The organism is Actinoplanes sp. NPDC051405 (assembly GCF_055586185.1).
The window spans coordinates 462,642-481,695 of sequence record NZ_JBVJIR010000003.1 but is presented as its reverse complement, the minus strand read 5'-3'; the positions used below and the strand labels follow the sequence as shown (position 1 = coordinate 481,695).

Below are 19,054 nucleotides of genomic sequence, written 5' to 3'. Positions count from 1 at the left end.
ACCATGCCACGCCCACTGCCCTGGGTGGCCGCCGCTCTGACGCTGGTCGGTGTCCCCGCCGGACTCGCCGTCACCGGCGGCAATCTGCAGGACGTCATGACCGCCACCGTGGCGGTGTGGCTGGCCCTGCTGATGCTGTTCGTCCGGCGCTGGCCCCTGACCGTCCTGATCGTCGCCGTCCTGACCGTCGTGGCCTGGCGCTCGTCGGACCTGATCGGCAGCGGCTGGGCCTGGCCGGCCACGGCGGCCTTCGCCGCGCTGGCCCTCGCCGGGCGACTGCGCACGGCCGCGGTGGCCGGCGCGCTCACTTTGTCGTACGGGCTGGTCTGGGACGCCTTCGTCGAGCGGTACGACTCCGACCGGGTCCTCGGCCAGCTCGGTGGGGAGGCCCTGTGGCTGGCCGCGGTGCTCGCCGCCGCCCTCGCGTACCGCAGCACCCGCCGCTGGCAGGACGAGGTCGCCGCCCGGCTGGCGCAGTCCCTGCACGAGCAGGAGCTGGAAGCGCTGCGGCGGCGCGCCGAGGAACGCGTCGGCATCGCCCGCGACCTGCACGACGTGGTGTCGCACACGCTCGCCGTGGTCGGTGTGCACCTCAACGTGGCGCTGGACGCTTTCGACGAGGAGCCGGAGGAGGCCCGCGACGCGTTGCGGCTGGCCCAGGACGTCCGGGGCCGGGCCATGAGCGACCTGAAGTCGCTCGTGGACGTGCTGCGCGAAGGCAACCGGATCGAGACCCCGGCCGCCGGGCTGGAGGGCCTGGCCGGACTCACCGATCAGGTACGGGCGGCCGGGATCGAGGTGACGGTCACCGAGCTGGGCGAACGCGCCGAGGTGCCGGCGCCGGTCGCGACGGCGGTGTATCGCGTGGTGCAGGAGGCACTGACGAACACGGTCCGCCATGCCCGGGCCACCCGGGTCACGGTGACCCTGCACTACACCCCGGCGAGTGTCACGGTGGACGTCACCGACGACGGCGCCGGCGAGACGACGAGCACGGAGGGACACGGGATCATGGGGATGCGCGAACGGGTCGCGGCGCTGGGCGGCGCCCTGACCGCGGGAGCCGGACCGGCCGGCGGCTTCACCGTCCGCGCGATGATCCCGATCGCGGCCTGACATGGGTGTCTCCGTGTTGCTCGCCGACGATCAGCACCTGGTCCGGGCCGGCTTCCGCAGCCTGCTCAAGCGCGACCGGGAGATCGTGATCGCCGGCGAGGCCGCCACCGGGGACGAGGCCGTGCGGACCGCTCGCGCGCTGCGCCCGGACGTGGTGCTGATGGACATCCGGATGCCCGGGCTGGACGGGATCGCCGCCACCCGGCGGATCATGGCGGATCCGGAGCTGCGGGACTGCCGGGTGATCATCCTGACCACGTTCGAGACCGACGAGTACGTCTTCGCGGCGCTGGAGGCGGGGGCGAGCGGTTTCCTCACCAAGGAGATCGACCCGGAGGGGCTGCGGCACGCCGTCCGGGTGGTCGCGGCCGGCGAGGCGCTGCTCTCCCCCAGCGTCACCCGGCGGGTGATCAAGCAGTTCGCGCACCGGCCGGCCCCGGCGCCGGCCGGTGGGGCACGGCTGGCCGCGCTGACCACCCGCGAGCGGGAGGTGGTCGCCCTGGTCGCCTCCGGGCTGTCCAACGAGGACATCGCGCGGGAGCTGGTGATCAGCCCGCTGACCGCGAAGACCCACATCACCCGCGCGATCACCAAGCTCGGCGTCCGGGACCGGGTGCAGCTGGTGATCCTCGCGTACGAGGAGGGGCTGGTGGGCCGCTGATGCGCCGGATCGTCGTGTACGGCGTGACCGGGTCGGGCAAGTCGACGCTGGCGGCACGGATCGGGCAGCGGCTGGGAGTGCCGTACCACTCGGTGGACGACCTCACCTGGGAGCCCGGCTGGGTCCAGGTGCCCGACGAGGTGCAGCGGGAACGGATCGCGGCCATCTGCGCCACCGAGTCCTGGGTGCTCGACTCGGCGTACGGCAATTGGCGGGACGTCCCGCTGGCGCGGGCCGACCTGGTGGTGGGCCTGGACTTCCCGCGCTGGCGCTCGCTGGGCCGGCTGCTGCGGCGCACCGCGCGCCGGATCGTGCTGCGGACCGAGATCTGCAACGGCAACCGGGAGCGGGTGCGCAACCTGGTGCTGTCCACCGACAACATCGTGGTCTGGCACTTCCGGTCGTTCGCGCGCAAGCGGCGGCGGATGCGGGCCTGGCCCGCCGACCCGGCGATGCCGCCGGTGGTGCTGTTGCGCTCGCCGGCCGAGGTGGAGCGCTGGCTGGCGGGCCTGCGCTGACATCGATGTCAATCGGGGGCCGCCGAACCCTTGCGGATCGAGAGACTTGCACGTGACGATGTGTCGCGAATGTTTCACGGCCCCGAGAAGGAGACGGCATGCACCGGCCACGATGGGGTGTCGCCCTGTTATCCGTCACATTGATCGCCGCGGCAGCGGCAGTCGCCACAGGCGGGGCGGCCGCGGCGGCCGCCGCCACCTCGTTCCGTTCGTCGTTCGAGACCGACGATCCGCAACCCACCTGGACCGACACGGTCGACGCGGCGGCCGGCAGCGGCGGCGTCGACGGCACCGTGGTCGTCGGCATGCCGGGCAGCCTGCGCGGGCACGTCACCGGCATCGCGGTCAACGCCGAACCGAACAGCAACGAGGGCCGCAACAACCTCAACGACGGCGACTCGGCCACCAAGTGGCTGGTCGACACCCCGACGAGCTGGGCGCAGTACACGCTGGACGCCCCGGCCGAGGTCATCAAGTACGCGCTGACCTCCGCCAACGACGCTCCCGAGCGTGACCCGCGGGACTGGACGCTGCAGGGCTCCACCGACGGCAGCACCTGGACCACGGTCGACACGCAGGCCGGGCAGACCTTCACCGAACGCTTCCAGACCAGGACCTACACGGTCGCCGACCCGGGCACCTTCGGAATCTACCGGCTCAATATCACCGGGCACCCGTCCGGCAACCTCACCCAGCTCGCCGAGCTGGAACTCGCCGACGCCAACGTGACGCCGCCGCCGACCGGTCCGATGCAGAGCCGGGTCGGCCCGGGCCCGGCCAGCTCCCCCACCGCCAAGGCGGGCGTGGGCTTCACCGGGCTCAAGGCGTTCCAGATCGCCGGGCGGCACACCGCCGAGGGCCGCGGGCACTCCGCCAACAAGGTGTTCGACGTCGACGTGACGGTCACCGCCGACACCGAGCTGTCGTACCTGGTGCTGCCGGAGTTCAACCGCGAGGACCTGTCCAACCCGGCCACGTACACCGCGGTCGACCTGGCCTTCACCGACGGCACCTTCCTGTCCGAGCTCAAGGCCGTCGACCAGAACGGGACCGTGGTCAGCGCCGCCGCGCAGGGCGCGTCGCAGACGCTCTACACCGCGCAGTGGAACAAGCGGACCGCGCGGATCGGCCAGGTCGCGGCGGGCCGGACCGTCGACCGCATCCTGATCACGTACGACAAGCCGTCCGGTCCCACCAGCTTCCGGGCCTGGTACGACGACATCGCGCTCGCCGAGGTAGCCCCGGCCAAGCCCAAGGAGCACCTGGCTGAGTACGCCGAGACGCGCCGCGGCACGATGTCCTCGGGCGACTTCTCCCGCGGCAACAACTTCCCGGCCACGGCGGTCCCGCACGGCTTCAACTTCTGGACCCCGGTCACCAACGCCGGCACGACCAGCTGGCTGTACGAGTACCACCGCCAGAACAACGCGGCGAACCGGCCGACCCTGCAGGCGTTCTCCGCCAGCCACGAGCCCAGCCCGTGGATGGGTGACCGGCAGACGTTCCAGGTGATGCCGAGCGCCGCTACCGGCGTACCGGATGCCAACCGGGCCAACCGCGCGCTGGCCTTCGGTCACGAGAACGAGATCGCCAAGCCGTACCACTACGGCGTGACGTTCGACAACGGGCTCAGGACCGAGATCGCGCCGACCGACCACGCCGCGCTGATGCAGTTCACCTTCACCGGCGACACCGGCAACCTGATCCTGGACAACGTCGACAACCGGTCCGGGCTGACCATCGACGCGGCCGGCCAGGCGGTCTCGGGCTGGTCGGACGTGAACAGCGGCGGCCTGTCCGCAGGCTTCACCCGGATGTTCATGTACGCCACCGTCGACGCCCCGGTCACGGCCAGCGGCATGCTGCCCACCGGCAACCGGCCGTCCACCGGCTACCTCAAGTTCGACACCACCGAGCACAAGACGGTGCGGATGCGGATCGCCACCTCGCTGATCAGCGTCGAGCAGGCCAAGCACAACCTGGACCTGGAGATCGCCGCCGACGCGACGCTCGCCTCGATCCGGGACAAGGCCCGCGACCTGTGGGACGCCAAGATGCACACCGTCGAGGTCGAGGGCGCAACCGAGGACCAGCTGGTCACCCTCTACTCGAACCTGTATCGACTGTTCCTCTATCCCAACTCGGGCTTCGAGAACACCGGCAGCAACGAGGAACCCGTCTACAAGCACACCGTGCAGTCCGCGGTGACCAGCCCGGCGAGCTCGCCGACGGAGACCGGGGCGCCGATCAAGGACGGCAAGGTCTACGTCAACAACGGCTTCTGGGACACGTACCGCACGACGTGGCCGGCGTACTCGCTGCTCACGCCGAAGCAGGCCGGGGAGATGGTGGACGGCTTCGTCCAGCAGTTCCGCGACGGCGGCTGGATCTCGCGCTGGTCGGCGCCGGGCTACGCCAACCTGATGGTCGGCACCAGCTCGGACGTGGCTTTCGCGGACGCGTACCTCAAGGGCGTCCCGGGCATCGACGCGGAGACGGCGTACCGGGCCGCGGTGAAGAACGCGACGGTCACGCCGCCGAACGCCAACGTCGGCCGCAAGGGCCTGGCCAGTGCCATCTTCAAGGGCTACACGCCGAGCGACAGCACCGGCGAGGCGATGTCCTGGGCGATGGACGGCTACATCAACGACTACGGCATCGCCAACATGGCCGAGGCGCTGGCCAAGGGCGGGGCCAAGGCGAAGGAGTACGCCGAGGAGGCCGAGTACTTCCGCAACCGCGCGCAGAACTACATCAACATGTTCGACCCGTCGGTGGACTTCTTCCAGGGCAAGGACTCCGCGGGCAACTGGCGCAATCCGCCGGCCTCGTACGACCCGCGGGTCTGGGGTTACGACTACACCGAGACCAACGGCTGGAACATGGCGTTCCACGTGCCGCAGGACGGGCAGGGCCTGGCCAACCTGTACGGCGGTCGCGACGGCCTGGCCAAGAAGCTCGACAAGTTCTTCACCACCCCCGAGACGGCCACCTTCTACGGCTCGTACGGCGGCCCGATCCACGAGATGTACGAGGCCCGCGACGTCCGGATGGGTCAGTGGGGCTTCAGCAACCAGCCGTCGCACCACATCCCCTACATGTACGACTACGCGGGTCAGCCGTACAAGGCGCAGAAGGTGGTCCGCGAGGCCATGTCCCGGCTGTACCTGGGCAGCGAGATCGGCCAGGGCTACCCGGGCGACGAGGACAACGGCGAGATGAGCGCCTGGCAGGTGTTCAGCGCGCTCGGCTTCTACCCGTTGCAGATGGGCAATCCCGCGTACGCGATCGGCTCGCCGCTGTTCACCAAGGCGACGGTCAACCTGGAGAACGGCAAGAAGATCGTCGTCAACGCCCCCGGCAACAGCCGCAGCAATGTCTACGTGCAGTCGCTGAAGGTCAACGGCAAGGCTTACAACTCCACGTCGCTGCCGCACTCGCTGCTGGCCGACGGCGCCCGGCTCGACTTCACCATGGGCTCGTCGCCGTCGCAGTGGGGCACCGGCCAGGACGCCGCCCCGGAGTCGCTCACCTCGGGCGACGCGGTGCCGAACCCGTTGCGGGACCTGACCGGCCCGGGCCGCGGCACGGCGTCGGACCCGGCCCTGGTCGACGACACCTCCACCACCCAGGCCACGCTCGCCGGCGGCTGGCAGTACCAGTTCGCCTCCGCCGGCGAGCAGGCCGGCTACTACACGCTCACCTCGGGCACCGTGGCCGAGGAGGATCCGGCCTTGTGGACGCTGAAGGGTTCCTACGACGGCACCACGTGGACCACGATCGACGAGCGCAAGGACCAGGAGTTCGAGTGGCGCCGGCAGACCCGGCCCTTCAAGATCGCCAGCCCGGGCCGGTACGCGTACTACCGGCTCGACGTCGCCGCGGGCACCACGCTCGCCGAAGTGGAACTGCTCGGCGTCCCGGCCCCCGCGTGCACCACGACGATCGCGGACAAGGTCGTCGGCGCGGTGTCGGTCCGGTCCGGGGTCACCTGCGTCAAGGCCGGTGCCCAGATCACCGGCCTGGTCACGGTCTCCAAGGGCGCCTCGCTCTACGCCACCGGCGCGACCCTGCGCGCGGCGGTCACGGCCACCGGAGCGGGCACGGTGTCGCTGCTGAACACCACGGTCAGCGGGCCGCTCACCGTCACCGGATCGGGACCGGTCAGCCTGGAGAACTCGACCCTCAAGAGCGCGGTGACCCTGCTGAACAACAAGACGGCCACGGTCGTCGCCGGCAACACGGTCGGCGGGCCGCTCACCTGCTCCGGCAACAAGCCGGCGCCGGTGAACAACGGCCTGGCCAACAAGGTCAGCGGGGTACGGATCGGCCAGTGCGCCAAGCTCTGACCTGACCGCGCCCCGGCAGCCGCTCCCTCCCGCGTGGAGGGGGCGGCTGCTCTACATTCAGGGCATGTCCGATGATCTGTGGGCCGTCGTCGCCGCGGCCGACCTGTGCACCCTCGCCACCATCAAGCGCGACGGCCGGCCCCAGCTGTCCGACGTGAACTACACCGCCGACGGCAAGACCCGGGTGCTGCGGGTGTCGACCCGCGAAACGCTGGCCAAGGTGCACAACCTGCGCCGCGACCCGCGCGGCAGCCTCCGCGTGGCAGGACCGGGAGGCGGCGGCTACGTGGTCGCAGATGTGCACGCCACGTTCTCCCCGCCGTCGGCCGAGGAGCACGACGCCACGGTCGAGGAGCTCGTCGAGGTCTACCGGTTGATCCGCCGCGAGGAGCACCCGGACTGGGACGACTACCGGCGGGCCATGGTCGCCGACGGCCGGATCGTGCTGAGCCTGCACGTCGAACACCTCTACGGGTGGGTGATGTAGTCGTGGCCCGGCTCATGGACATCGTGTTCGACTGCGAGTACGCGCCCGCGCTGGCCCGCTGGTGGGTGCAGGTGCTCGAGGGGTACAGCATCGCGCCGTACGGGCCGGACGATCCGGATCCCGACGAGGACCCGACCGTGCTGGTGCTGCCCGGGCCGGAGGGTGGGCCGCGGCTGTGGTTCACCCAGGTGCCCGAGCACAAGATTGTGAAGAACCGCGTGCACCTGGACCTGAACGCCGAGGACCCGGTCGCCGAGCTGGCCCGGCTGATCGGCCTCGGCGCCCGGATCCAGTGGGAGACCGACGGCCTGACTGTGCTGGCCGACCCCGAAGGCAACGAGTTCTGCCTGGACAAGGATCAGGCCAGCGTCACCGCGTAGAGGTGCAGGCGGGCGTCGTTCGGCAGGGTGATCGAGCGGATCTGCTTGCCCGCCGGCACCGGGAGGCTGACCCCGAAGAGACTGACCGGTGGCCCGTCCACGCCCTGACCCGCCTTGATCCGGTGCGGCATCGCCAGCACCGCGGTCGTGCCCGTGGACGCCGTGCCACACCAGTCCGCCACTGTCACCGTGGCCGGCGCGGAGGTGCCGTCCGCGTACCCGATGGTCAGCGCGGCCGTCACCGGCCCGTTGTGCGTCGTCGCGACCAGGTGGGCCGCCGTGTGGTTTCCGGTCGGCAGCAGCAGGGACTGGCCGCGGGCCGGCACGAAGTTCTTCGCCGTCCCGGTCGGGTCCGGCGCCTGGTACGTGACGCCGCCCCAGGTCACCGGGCCGGCCTTGGGCAGCAGGTCGGCGTCGTAGCTCCAGCCGCCGCCGTCGAAGTTGCCCTCCGCCGGGTCGGCGACGGTGGCCGTGCCGTCGAGCGTGCGTTCGGCGCCGAGGTCGATCAGGCACGCCGTGTCGGTCACGCCGGCGCAGATGAGCGGCTCCCGGACCGTGATGGTGGCGGTCCGTTTCACCGTGGCGGTGCCGGGTGCGGAGACCGAGACCTCGATCGGGTACGCCCCCGCGGGCGTCCCGGCCGGCGCCCGCACGGTGAGCGTGGCGGTGGTGCCGATCGGCAGGCGTCCGCTGAGCAGCACCTTGGGGTGCGGGGCGACCGTCGCCGTCCAGCCCGGCGGCGCCGTCGCCGTCACCCGGGGTGCGATCACGAGCGGCGCCTGGCCGACCACGTCGACCTGGAACGCCGCCTGCTGGGCGGTGGCCGAGCCGGCCGGCAGGGCCGCGCCGGCCGGGCGCACGGTGGCGTCGACATGGGTACGACCGTCCGCCGGCGCCTTGTTCACCGACGGCGGCTGGGCCAGGACCGACGTGCCCCAGGACGACGGCTTCTTGCCGAGCGTGTGGGCGAGCGTGCCGCCGCGGGTCACCGCCGACCAGTCGAGCCAGGTCTTGCCGACGGACCGGCCGTTGAGCCGGACGCCCTGGATGTAGCGGTTGGTGTCCGAGGCGCCGGGCGCGGTGATGGTCAGCGTCTTGCCGCCGGTGCGCACGGTCGCCTTCGGGAACTGCGGGCTGGACAGCGCCAGGAAGTTGGCGCCGCTCATCGTCGGGTAGAGGCCCAGGGACGAGAAGACGTACCAGGCGCTCATCGTGCCCAGGTCGTCGTTGCCGGTCATGCCGTCGGGGCCGGTGGTGAAGAGCGTCATCGCGGCCCGGACGACCGTCGCGGTCTTCGCCGGGTCGCCCGCCCAGAGATACATGTACGGCGCCAGCAGATCCGGTTCGTTGTTGGGGTTGTAGGTCGCCTTGGCGTAGTAGTCGTACGGCGCGGCGATCCAGTCCTCGCGCGCGGTGCGGGCCGGATCGGTGAGCAGCTTGTCGTAGACGAAGAAGTCGTCCAGCCGCTTCTCGGTCGCCGCCCGGCCGCCCATCAGCCGCACCAGACCGGCCGGGTCCTGCGGCACCAGCCACTGGTACTGGTACGCCCCGCCCTCGTGGAACTGCTCGGCCGCCGCGACCGGGTCGTACGGCGTCAGCCACGTCCCGTCGACCGTCCGGGGCCGGAACTGCTTGATCGAGGAGTCCCAGAGGTTGCGGTACCACTGCCCGCGCCCGGCGAACAGCTTCGCGTCGGCGGTCCTGCCCAGCCCCTTGGCCATCAGGGCGAGCGCCGCATCGGCAGCCGCGTACTCCAGGGTCGCCGAGGCCGGGTGGTCACAGTCGTTGTCGCCGCCCTTGTCGGCGCACTCCTTGCCCCGGCTCAGCCCGGACGGGATGTAGCCGCGGTCGGCGTAGAAGTCCTGACCCGTCCGCCCGTTGTACGGCGAGCCGGCCGGCGGCTGGGCGGTGGCGTTCTTCCGCAGGAGCGCGTACGCCTCCTGCTCGTGCCCGGCCAGCAGGCCCTTGGACCAGGCCTCGACCAGGAACGGGGTGACCGGGTCACCGGTCATGATGTTGGTCTCGCTGTTGGCCAGCGCCCAGCGCGGCAGCCAGCCACCGTCACGCCCGATCGCCAGCACGGACAGTGCCACGTCCCGGGCGACCTGCGGCACCAGCAGCTCCAGCAGCTGGTTCTGCGGCCGGTAGGTGTCCCACAGCGAGAAGTTCTGGTACGGCGTGTACCCCTCGGCGGTGTGCACCTGGCGGTCGAAGCCCACGTACCGGCCGTCGACGTCGCCGGCCAGGTTCGGGTGCAGCAGGGAGTGGTAGAGCGCGGTGTAGAAGACGCTGCGCCGGTCGGCCGGTCCGCCGCTGACCGAGATCCGGTCCAGCTCCTGGGCCCAGCGGGCGCGCAGGGCGGCCCGGGTGGCGGCGAAGTCGTACGAGTCGGCGGTCTCGGCGGTCAGGTTCTGCCGGGCGCCGGCCAGACCGGTGTAGGAGAGCCCGACCTTGACCACCACGTCGCGGTCCTGGCTCGCGTCGAAGGTGACCCAGGCGCCGTTGCTGCCGGAGCCGGCCGCGTCCCGGCCGCCGGGCGAGAGCGCCGAGCCGCGCCAGGTGCCGGTGGCGGCGAACGGGCGGTCGAAGCTGGCGGTGAAGTAGACGGTGTGGTCGTCCTTACCGGCGCAGAAGTTGCCGGCGCGTACCCGGCCCTCGACGGTCCGGTCGCCGACGACGTGGATCTCGGAGTCGAAGACGTTCTGGTTGGCCTTGCCGGTGTTGAACAGGACGTTCGCCGCGCCGGTGGCCGGGAAGGTGTACTTCTGCCAGCCGGTGCGCGCGGTGGCGGTCAGCTCCGCGGTGGTCTGGTATTTCGTCAGCCCGACCCGGTAGTAGCCGGGCTCGGCGTCCTCGTCGTCGTGCGAGAACGGCGAACGGTACTGGTTCGGGTCCGCGGTGGTGACCGGACCGGTGGTGGGCAGCATGGGCAGCTCGCCGGCGACGCCGCAGCCGACACCGGACAGGTGGGTCTGGCTGAAGCCGTAGATGCTGTCCTGCTGGTAGTCGTAGCCGCCCTGGCCGCCGGTGTCGGGGCTGACCTGCACCATGCCGAAGGGTGCACTGGCGCCGGGGAAGGTGTTGCCGAAGTTCTGCGTGCCGACGAACGGGTGCACCAGCTCGACGGGGTCCTCCGCGGCGGCGGCCCGGGCCTGGGCGGGGCTCGCGGTGCCGACGGAAATGACCAGCAGCAGGGCCGCCAGGAGCCGACGGGTCATCGGTAAACCTCCGGTCAACGACGTCATCGTCACGTGACAACGTTGTCACGCAGCAAAGACGCGTGTCAATGAGACGGAGCCATCGGGCACCCGAATTGCACCCGGCCGTCCGGGCGAACCTCTCAGGTCCGCACCGCCGCCACCCGATCACGGCAGTTACGACCACCCTGCCCCGGGGGCCGAGCGAACCGGAGAAGAGTCTGATGGCAGCCAGCACAGCACCGCCGACGCCGCGCGGCGTCCACCGCTGGGCACGGCTCTGCGTCATCGTCGCAGTCGTCGTCGCCACCTTCGGCGTCGTCCTCAGCACCGGGGTCGGCGGGCCGGACACCGCACAGGTCATCTCCAACCTCGGACTTTGTGCCGCCGCCGTCTCGGCGGCCGTGGCCTGTCTGTTCCGTGCCGCGACACTGCGGGGGCGGGTGCGGGCCGGCTGGGCTCTGCTCGGCCTGGGCGTGCTGTCCTGGGGGGCCGGCCAGGCCTGCGCGGTCTGGCTGGAGACCTTCACCGGCTCGGTGCCGCTGCCGTCGCAGGCCGACATCGGCTACCTCGGCATGATCCTGCTGACCTCGGCCGGCCTGCTGGTGCTGCCGATCGCCACCCAGACCCTGGCCAACCGGGCCCGCAGCGTGCTCGACGGCCTGATGGTCGCCGTCTCGCTGGTGCTGATCGCCTGGTTCGTGGTCATCGAACCGCTGATCAAAGCCGGTGGCGACAGCGTCCTCGCGCTCTACCTCAGCCTCGCGTACCCGCTCGGCGACATCGTCATGGTGACGATCGTGGTCTACATGCTGGCGCTGCAGCGGCGCCGCGGCCGCGACTTCGCCCACCTGGCGCTGGTCGCCGCCGGCATCGTCGCCTTCGCGGCCTCCGACATCGGGTACGCCTACCTCAACCTGACCGGCGCGTACGCGTCCGGCAGCGGCACCGACATCGGCTGGTTCGCGGGCTTCTCGCTGATCCTGCTCGCCGCCACCAAGCCGCTCAGGACGGCCGACACGGCCGAACCGGCGCGGGTGGACGGCGAGGGCGGCCAGCCGTTCGGGGTGCTGCTGCCGTACGTGGCCGTGCTCGCCGCGCTGGCCACCAGCATCGTCTGGTTCGCCCGCACCGGGCAGGCCACGCCGTTCGTCACGTACACCCGCTCCGCCCTGATCCTGCTGATCGTCGGCCGGCAGCTGCTCACGCTGCTGGAGAACCGCGGCCTGACCCGCAACCTGGAGACCCGCGTCGCCGACCGCACCGCCGAGCTGTACGCCAGCGAGCAGCGCTTCCACGCGCTCGTGCAGCACAGCTCCGACGTCGTGACCGTGGTCGGCACCGACGCCGTGGTGCTGTACCAGAGCGAGTCCGTGCAGCGGGTCTTCGGCTACACCCCGGCCATGCTCACCGGCCGCAACCTCACCGAACGGTTCAGCCCCGAGTCGACCGCCCGGCTGCGGGACGCGCTGCGCTCGGTGAGCGCGCGGCCGTACGCGACCACCGTGCTGGAGCTGACCCTGCCGCACCTCGACGGGCGTCAGCGCCAGGCCGAGATCACCGTGACCAACCTGCTCGGCGACCCCAACGTCGGCGGTCTGGTGCTCAACACCCGCGACATCAGCGAGCGCAAGGAGCTTCAGGAGCAGCTCGTGCACGAGGCGTACCACGATGCGCTGACCCAGCTGGCCAACCGCGCCCTGTTCCGCGAGCGGGTGGCCGAGGCGCTGGAGCAGCGCGGCGAGGACGACGACGTGACCGTGCTCTTCCTCGACCTGGACGGCTTCAAGGAGGTCAACGACAGCCTCGGGCACCTGGCCGGCGACCAGTTGCTGGTCCGGGTGGCCGACCGGCTGACCGCCTCGGTGCGCGACGGCGACGTGGTGGCCCGCTTCGGCGGCGACGAGTTCGCGGTGCTGATCCGCTCGGCGCTCGGCCAGGGCGAGGCCGAGATCGTGGCCCAGCGCATCGTCGACGAGCTGCACGAGCCGTTCCGCGTCGGCGACCGTGATCTGCACGTGCGGGGCAGCATCGGGCTGGCCGCGTACGCCGCCCTCGGCGAGGGTGCGGCCGGGGCCGGGCACGCCGACGACGCCGAGCAGCTCATGCGCAACGCCGACCTGGCCATGTACAAGGCCAAGGGCACGGGTGGCAGCGGCTTCGCCAGCTACGACCCGCGGATGCTGGCCGGCCTGGTCGAGCGCCTGGAGCTGGAGGCCGACCTGCGCCTGGCGCTGGAGCGCGGCGAGCTCCGGCTGCACTATCAACCCACCATCGACATGGCCGACAGCCAGGTCATCGGCTTCGAGGCGCTGGTGCGCTGGCAGCACCCGACCCGCGGGATGATCAACCCGCTCGACTTCATCCCGATCGCCGAGGCCACCGGGCTGATCGTGCCGCTCGGCCGCTGGGTGCTGCACGAGGCCTGCCGCCAGGCGATGGAGTGGTCCGCGCGCGACGGCCGCCGCCCGGTCAAGATGGCCGTCAACGTGTCGGTGCGCCAGTTCGACCGCAGCGACCTGCCCGCCGTCGTCCGCGAGGTGCTGACCGAGACCGGGATGCCGGCCGACCAGCTCTGCCTCGAGATGACCGAGAGCGTGCTGATGACCGACACCGAGGACAACCTGGCCCAGCTGGTCCGGCTCAAGGCGCTCGGCGTGACGCTGGCGATCGACGACTTCGGCACCGGCTACTCCTCGCTGGCCTACCTGCGCCGGTTCCCGGTGGACACGCTCAAGATCGACCGCTCGTTCGTGGAGCGGCTCGGCGAGCAGGCCGACGACGCCGCGCTGGCCGGCACGATCGTCCAGCTCGGCCAGAGCCTGGGCATGTCCACGGTCGCCGAAGGCATCGAGGAGTACGGCCAGCTCGCCGCGCTGCGGGAGATGGGCTGCACCTTCGCCCAGGGCTTCTACTTCTCCCGCCCGGTGCCCGCCGGTGAGGCCGGCCGCCTGCTGCTCGACGGGGCCGGCGCCCAGCCGGCCCCGGCCTGATCCCCGTACCCCCGCCCCCCACCACAGTTCAGGAGTCCGCATGACCGCCGCCCTCACCGGCACCCGCGCTCAGCTCCCGGCCCAGTGGCCCGCCGCGCTGTCCCCGCACTGCCTCGAGGTCATCGACATGCCCACCCCGTACCTGGTCACCGATCTCGGCACGGTCGTGGACCGGCTTGCGGCGTTCACCGCGGCGCTGCCGGGCGTGCTGCCGTGCTACGCCATGAAGTGCAACCCCTCGCCGGAGATCCTCGCGACCCTGCGGGACCACGGCGCGAGCTTCGAGGTCGCCTCGCTGGGTGAACTGCGGATGCTGGAGCGCCTCGGCGTCGACCCGGCCGGCGTGCTGTTCAGCAACCCGGTCAAGGCGCCGGGGCACATCGCCGCCGCGTACGCCGCCGGGCTGTGGCGCTTCAGCTTCGACTCGGCCAACGAGCTGCGCAAGATCGCCGAGCACGCCCCGGGCAGCGCCGTCTACCTGCGGCTGCTGGTGGACGACACCGCCAGCTCGTTCCCGTTGTCGCGCAAGTTCGGCGCCGAGCTGCCCGAGGCCCGCGACCTGCTGGTGCTCGCCCGGCGGCTGGGGCTGCGCCCGTACGGGATCACCTTCCACGTCGGCTCGCAGTGCGGCAACGCGGCCGCCTGGCGGCACGCCCTCGGCGCGACCGGGGCGGTCATGGCCGACCTGCTCGACGACGGCATCCGGCTCGACATGATCGACCTCGGTGGCGGCTTCCCCGCCCGCTACCAGGCCGACGTGCCCTCGATCGGCGAGATCGGGGCCATGGTGCTGCCCGCGGTGGCCGAGCTGCTGCCGTACCGTCCGGATCTGCTCGTCGCCGAGCCCGGCCGGCACCTGGTCGCCGAGGCCGCGGTCATGGCCGTCGGGGTGATCGGCCGCGAGGTCCGCGGCGGCCGCGACTGGCTCTTCGTCGACGTCGGCGCCTACAACGGCATGATGGAGACGATCCAGGTGCCGACCGGCTGGGACTACCCGATCTGGTCCTCCGTTCCCGGTCACGGCGAGGTCACCACGCGGCCCTTCACCATCACCGGTCCCAGCTGCGACAGCTCCGACACGATGTTCCACGGCGTCGAGCTGCCGGCCGGCATCGACGTGGGCGACGTCGTCTACATCGGCTCGGCGGGGGCCTACACCCTGAGCTACGCCTCGGCTTTCAACGGTTTCGCGCCACCCACGCCGCTGTTCGTCGGCGGCGGCACCGGCGAGCCGGACCTGCGGGAGCTGACGGATGAGCTGGTCCGGTCCGGAACCTCCGGTGGTCACTGACCACAAGCGGCGTGAGCCCAGGGGCGGCGGGCACCGCCGCGTCGGACCGGTCGGCCTGCGCCGCGCCGGCCGGGTACGCGAGCTCGTGGTGTCCGGCGTCGTCGACTCCTTCGGCATGGCGCTGGGCTGGACGATCCTCGTGCTGCTGGCCGTCTCCCGGGGCGGTCTCGCCGAGGCGGCCCTCTACAACGCCGCGATGCTCATCGGCGTGGTGCTGTCCGCGCCGGTCACCGGCTGGCTCTCGCGGCGCTGCGCCGGCCGCACGCTGCTGCGCGGGGCCGCCGGCACGGAGATCCTGCTGCGGGTCGGCGCGCTGGCCGGGCTCATCGTGGGCCTGCCGTCCTGGCTGATCGCGCTCGCCGTCACGGCGATGCACGTGGCGGCCTGGGTGGGCTTCGCCGCGATGCGGGCCGAGGTCGCGGCGGTGGACGCCCGGCCGCGGTCGATGACGCGGTACGCGCTGGCCATCGCGGCCGTCGAAGCCGCCGGCACGGGGCTGGGCGCACTGCTGCCGGCCGGCCCGGACGGTCATCCCACCGGCTGGCCGCTGGTGCTGATCTTCATCGCGTACGCGGGCTCGCTGATCCCCACGATCGTCAGCTCGCGCCGGGCCCGGATGACCCCGCACGGCGCGGCCCGCCGGATCATGCCGGCCCGGATCCTGCGGTACGCCGTCAGCACCCTCACCGGCGGCACGGGGATCACCGGGCACCGGCGCAACCCGGCCCGCCGGCCCCGGCGCCGGCTCGCGGTCTCGCCCAGGCTGCTCGTCGCGGGCGGCGGCATCATGCTGCTCGCGTCGGGACCGACCTTGCTCGCCATCCCGCTCACCACCGAGCTGCACGGCCGGCGCTGGGTGGCCGCCGCCGCCATCGCGTTCAGTCTCGGCTGCCTGCTGGCGACCGTGGCGGTCGAGGCGATCGGCACCATGAAGTTGCCGGCCGTCCTGCGCTGGACGCTGTGGGGCGTCGCCATGCTGGTCGGCTGGATCGGCGCGCCGATGCACGCGGTCAGTGTGCTGATCGCCCAGTTCCTGGCCGGGGTGAGCCAGACGGCGTTCGAGGGCGACATGGACGCGCTGGTCGCGGACGAGGCGCCGGCCGACGGCATCACGACGGCGCTGGCCTACAGCGCGTCGGTCCGGGCGCTCGGCGGCTCGGTGGCGGTCAAGATGCTGCCGATGATGGTCACCGCGCAGGCGATCGACAAGGCGGTCAGCGCGGCTGTGCTGGCCCTCGGCGTCGCCGCGCTGCTGATCTGGGCCGTGACCGCGCTCCCGCGGCTGCACCGGCCGCCGGTGCCGATACCGGAGTGAGGCCGGGTATCGGCGGGGCAGAAACGGGTAGTGAAGGGGTCATGACCAGCCACCCGACCGCGTTCGCGCCCCGGACACCCGTCGAGCCCGCCCCCGCGCTCGACATGTCCGGTCCCCGCGAGCACGCCCGCGCGGTGGTGCTGCTGCTGCCCGGCGGCCGGGCCACCAGCGTGGCGCCGGCTCGCCGGGGGCTGGCCCATCTGCGGATGGTGCCGTTCGCCCGGGCGATCAGCTGGAGCACGCGGGGTCACGAGGTCGCGGTCTGGACTTTGCGGTACCGGGTGCGCGGCTGGAACGGCGACGCGCAGGATCCGGTGCGCGATGCCCGCTGGGCGCTGGAGGAGGCGCGCCGGGCGCATCCCGGTGCACCGGTCGTGCTGGTGGGCCATTCGATGGGCGGGCGGGTCGCGCTGCGGCTGGCCGGCGAGCCCGGTGTGGTCGGCGTCTGCGCGCTGGCACCGTGGATCGAGGCCGGCGAGCCGGCGCCCCGGCCCGGCGCGACGATCGTGATCGCGCACGGTGACGCGGACCGGGTGACGGACCCGCGGTCGTCCGCCGCGTACGCGGCCCGGATCGGCGCCTCGTTCGTGCCGGTTCCCGGTGAGACGCACACTCTGCTGCGACGGCCGGTGTTCTGGACCCGGCTCGTCACCGCCTTCGTGACGACGGCCCTCCAGCCGGCGGCGCACGCCCGCTGACCTTCCGCCCGGTTCCGGAACCTGGCGTCGCCGGCGGCGCGGCTGATCGCCCCGCGTGCCCGTTCACCTGCATCGATTCGCCGTGCACGCCGAGAACGCGGACGAGAAAGCGCTTCCCGAGCCTCTAGCAGGCATTGACACCCGTTAACCGGCAGTTCAAAGTGACGTACCAAAGAGCGCTTTCTCATCCCCGAAGCAGTTCTGAAACCGCTCCGACACATCCCGCTGGTTCCCCGCCCTCTTGATTCCCCGCAAGGAGGACCGTCCATGAGTCCTGAAGTTTTCCGAAGTAACGGGCGCCGTCTGGCGCCCGTGCGGGTCGCCGCGCTCACCTTCGCCCTGCTCGGCCTGCTGGCGGCCTATCTGGTCGCCACCGTCCGCAACGCCGACGCGGCCGAGGTCGTGGTCTCGCAGGGCAAGCCGACCACCGCCTCCTCCGTCGAATGGGAGGGCACGCCCGCCTCCGCCGCCACCGACGGCAACACCGGCACCCGCTGGTCCAGCGCCTTCGCGGCGGCCCAGTGGCTGCAGGTCGACCTGGGCGCCACGACGGCGGTCAGCAGCGTGAAGCTGAACTGGGAGGCCGCGTACGCGACCGCCTTCACGGTCCAGTTCTCCACCAACGGCACGACCTTCACCAACGCCACGGGCACCCTGCGCGGCAACGCCGGCGAGCAGACGATCACGGTCGCCGGCAACACCCGCTACGTGCGGCTCAATCTGACCGAGCGGGCCCTGTCCATCTACGGCTACTCGCTGTGGGAGTTCCAGGTCTTCGCGAGCGGCAGCACGCCGACCACCCCGCCGACCGGCCCGACCACGCCTCCGCCCGCGGGTGGCGCGACGCTGCTGTCCTACAACAAGCCGGGTGCGGCGTCGAGCGAGCAGAACGACGTCAACTGCAACCCGTGCACCGTCGGCAAGGCCTTCGACCTGGACCCGGCGACCCGCTGGGCGACCAGCTCCACCACCGGCTGGGTCGACCCCGGCTGGATCTACGTGGACCTCGGGGCCACGGCCCAGATCAGCCGGGTCGAGCTGCAGTGGGACCCGGCGTACGCGACCTCGTACAAGATCCAGGTGTCGCCGAACGCGAGCAGCTGGACCGACATCTACTCGACCACCACCGGCAAGGGCTTCAAGGAGGTCCTGAACGTCAGCGGCACCGGCCGTTACGTGCGGATGTACGGCACCGCCCGGGCGACCCCGTACGGCTACTCGCTCTACGACTTCAATGTCTACGGCACCGGTGGCGCCCCCACCGCGCCGCCGGCCCAGCCCGCCGACCCGGCCTTCCCGGCCAGCCGGCTGGTCTTCAACGACGAGTTCAACGACCCGGCAGGCACCAGGCCGAGCACGGCCAAGTGGACCTACGACCCGGGCGTGCCGCAGAACGGTGAGGTCCAGTACTACACCGAGAACAGCAACAACGCGCAGATGAACGGCCAGGGCCAGCTGGTGATCGAGGCCCGCAAGGAAGCCTCCAACGGCCGCGAGTACACCTCGGCCCGGATGAACACCGGCGGCAAGTTCACCGTGCAGTACGGCCGGGTCGAGGCCCGGATCAAGGTGCCCAAGGGCAACGGCCTGTGGCCCGCGTTCTGGATGATGGGCGCCGACTTCCTCACCGGCCGCCCGTGGCCGTACAACGGCGAGATCGACATCATGGAGGTCCTCGGCCGCAACACCAGCGAGGCGTACTCCACGCTGCACGCCCCGCAGTACAACGGCGCCGGCGGCTACGGCCAGAAGTACGCCACCGTGGACCTGTCGCAGGACTTCCACGTCTGGGCGGCGGAGTGGGACAGCAAGGGCATCAAGTTCCTGCTCGACGGCCAGCAGGTGTTCTACGCCAGCAAGGCGACCGTCGAGGCGACCCGCGGACCGTGGATCTTCGACCACCCGTTCTACCTCATCCTCAACCTGGCCGTCGGCGGTGACTTCCCCGGTCCCATCGACGCCTCCACGCCGTTCCCGGCCCGGATGCTCGTCGACTACGTCCGCGTCTACAAGTGAGCTGACCCCCGCGCCGGGGCGGGTTTCCCCGCC

Annotated in this window: 12 protein-coding genes; 11 read left to right on the top strand and 1 reads right to left on the bottom strand. The window is 71.7% G+C overall.

The features are described 5' to 3' along the window. Positions 1–3: 3 nt before the first annotated feature. From ACZ6S4_RS10105 to ACZ6S4_RS10080, 6 genes are all read left to right on the top strand, one after another. On the top strand, positions 4–1,116 hold the full coding sequence (locus tag ACZ6S4_RS10105) for a sensor histidine kinase (RefSeq protein ID WP_465474561.1): 1,113 nt from the start codon (positions 4–6) through the stop codon (positions 1,114–1,116). 1 nt (position 1,117) lies between these two features. Next, complete coding sequence (locus ACZ6S4_RS10100; RefSeq protein WP_465474560.1) at positions 1,118–1,777, top strand: response regulator transcription factor; 660 nt, start codon at positions 1,118–1,120, stop codon at positions 1,775–1,777. Beyond that, positions 1,777–2,295: a P-loop NTPase family protein gene (locus tag ACZ6S4_RS10095; RefSeq protein ID WP_465474559.1), complete on the top strand. Its 519-nt coding sequence runs from the start codon at positions 1,777–1,779 to the stop codon at positions 2,293–2,295. The genes ACZ6S4_RS10100 and ACZ6S4_RS10095 overlap by 1 nt, the downstream gene beginning before the upstream one ends. Before the next feature lie 98 nt (positions 2,296–2,393). After that, on the top strand, positions 2,394–6,644 hold the full coding sequence (locus tag ACZ6S4_RS10090; protein WP_465474558.1) for a GH92 family glycosyl hydrolase: 4,251 nt from the start codon (positions 2,394–2,396) through the stop codon (positions 6,642–6,644). A gap of 64 nt (positions 6,645–6,708) precedes the next feature. Further along, a complete protein-coding gene (locus ACZ6S4_RS10085; protein ID WP_465474557.1) occupies positions 6,709–7,131 on the top strand; it encodes a PPOX class F420-dependent oxidoreductase in 423 nt (140 codons plus the stop codon). Further along, positions 7,119–7,511, top strand: a complete 393-nt coding sequence (locus ACZ6S4_RS10080; protein ID WP_465474556.1) for a VOC family protein — start codon at positions 7,119–7,121, stop codon at positions 7,509–7,511. The genes ACZ6S4_RS10085 and ACZ6S4_RS10080 overlap by 13 nt, the downstream gene beginning before the upstream one ends. Here the strand turns inward: ACZ6S4_RS10080 and ACZ6S4_RS10075 are convergent. After that, positions 7,490–10,729 (bottom strand): GH92 family glycosyl hydrolase, encoded by a 3,240-nt coding sequence (locus tag ACZ6S4_RS10075; RefSeq protein WP_465474555.1) that lies wholly within the window; start codon positions 10,727–10,729, stop codon positions 7,490–7,492. The genes ACZ6S4_RS10080 and ACZ6S4_RS10075 overlap by 22 nt on opposite strands. Before the next feature lie 203 nt (positions 10,730–10,932). Between ACZ6S4_RS10075 and ACZ6S4_RS10070 the strand changes: the two genes are divergently transcribed. The 5 genes from ACZ6S4_RS10070 to ACZ6S4_RS10050 all read left to right on the top strand — a co-directional run bounded on the left by ACZ6S4_RS10070 (position 10,933) and on the right by ACZ6S4_RS10050 (position 19,021). Next, positions 10,933–13,701 (top strand): putative bifunctional diguanylate cyclase/phosphodiesterase, encoded by a 2,769-nt coding sequence (locus ACZ6S4_RS10070; RefSeq protein ID WP_465474554.1) that lies wholly within the window; start codon positions 10,933–10,935, stop codon positions 13,699–13,701. Between the two features lie 40 nt (positions 13,702–13,741). Beyond that, entirely contained in the window at positions 13,742–14,992 is a 1,251-nt protein-coding gene (locus ACZ6S4_RS10065; protein ID WP_465474553.1) for a type III PLP-dependent enzyme, read from the top strand. Continuing rightward, on the top strand, positions 14,982–16,307 hold the full coding sequence (locus tag ACZ6S4_RS10060; RefSeq protein ID WP_465474552.1) for a hypothetical protein: 1,326 nt from the start codon (positions 14,982–14,984) through the stop codon (positions 16,305–16,307). The genes ACZ6S4_RS10065 and ACZ6S4_RS10060 overlap by 11 nt, the downstream gene beginning before the upstream one ends. 41 nt (positions 16,308–16,348) lie before the next feature. Next, on the top strand, positions 16,349–17,005 hold the full coding sequence (locus ACZ6S4_RS10055) for an alpha/beta hydrolase (RefSeq protein WP_465474551.1): 657 nt from the start codon (positions 16,349–16,351) through the stop codon (positions 17,003–17,005). A gap of 267 nt (positions 17,006–17,272) precedes the next feature. After that, positions 17,273–19,021 carry a discoidin domain-containing protein gene (locus ACZ6S4_RS10050; RefSeq protein ID WP_465474550.1) on the top strand — a complete coding sequence of 583 codons (1,749 nt, stop codon included), beginning with the start codon at positions 17,273–17,275 and terminating at the stop codon, positions 19,019–19,021. The last annotated feature ends 33 nt before the right edge of the window (positions 19,022–19,054 follow it).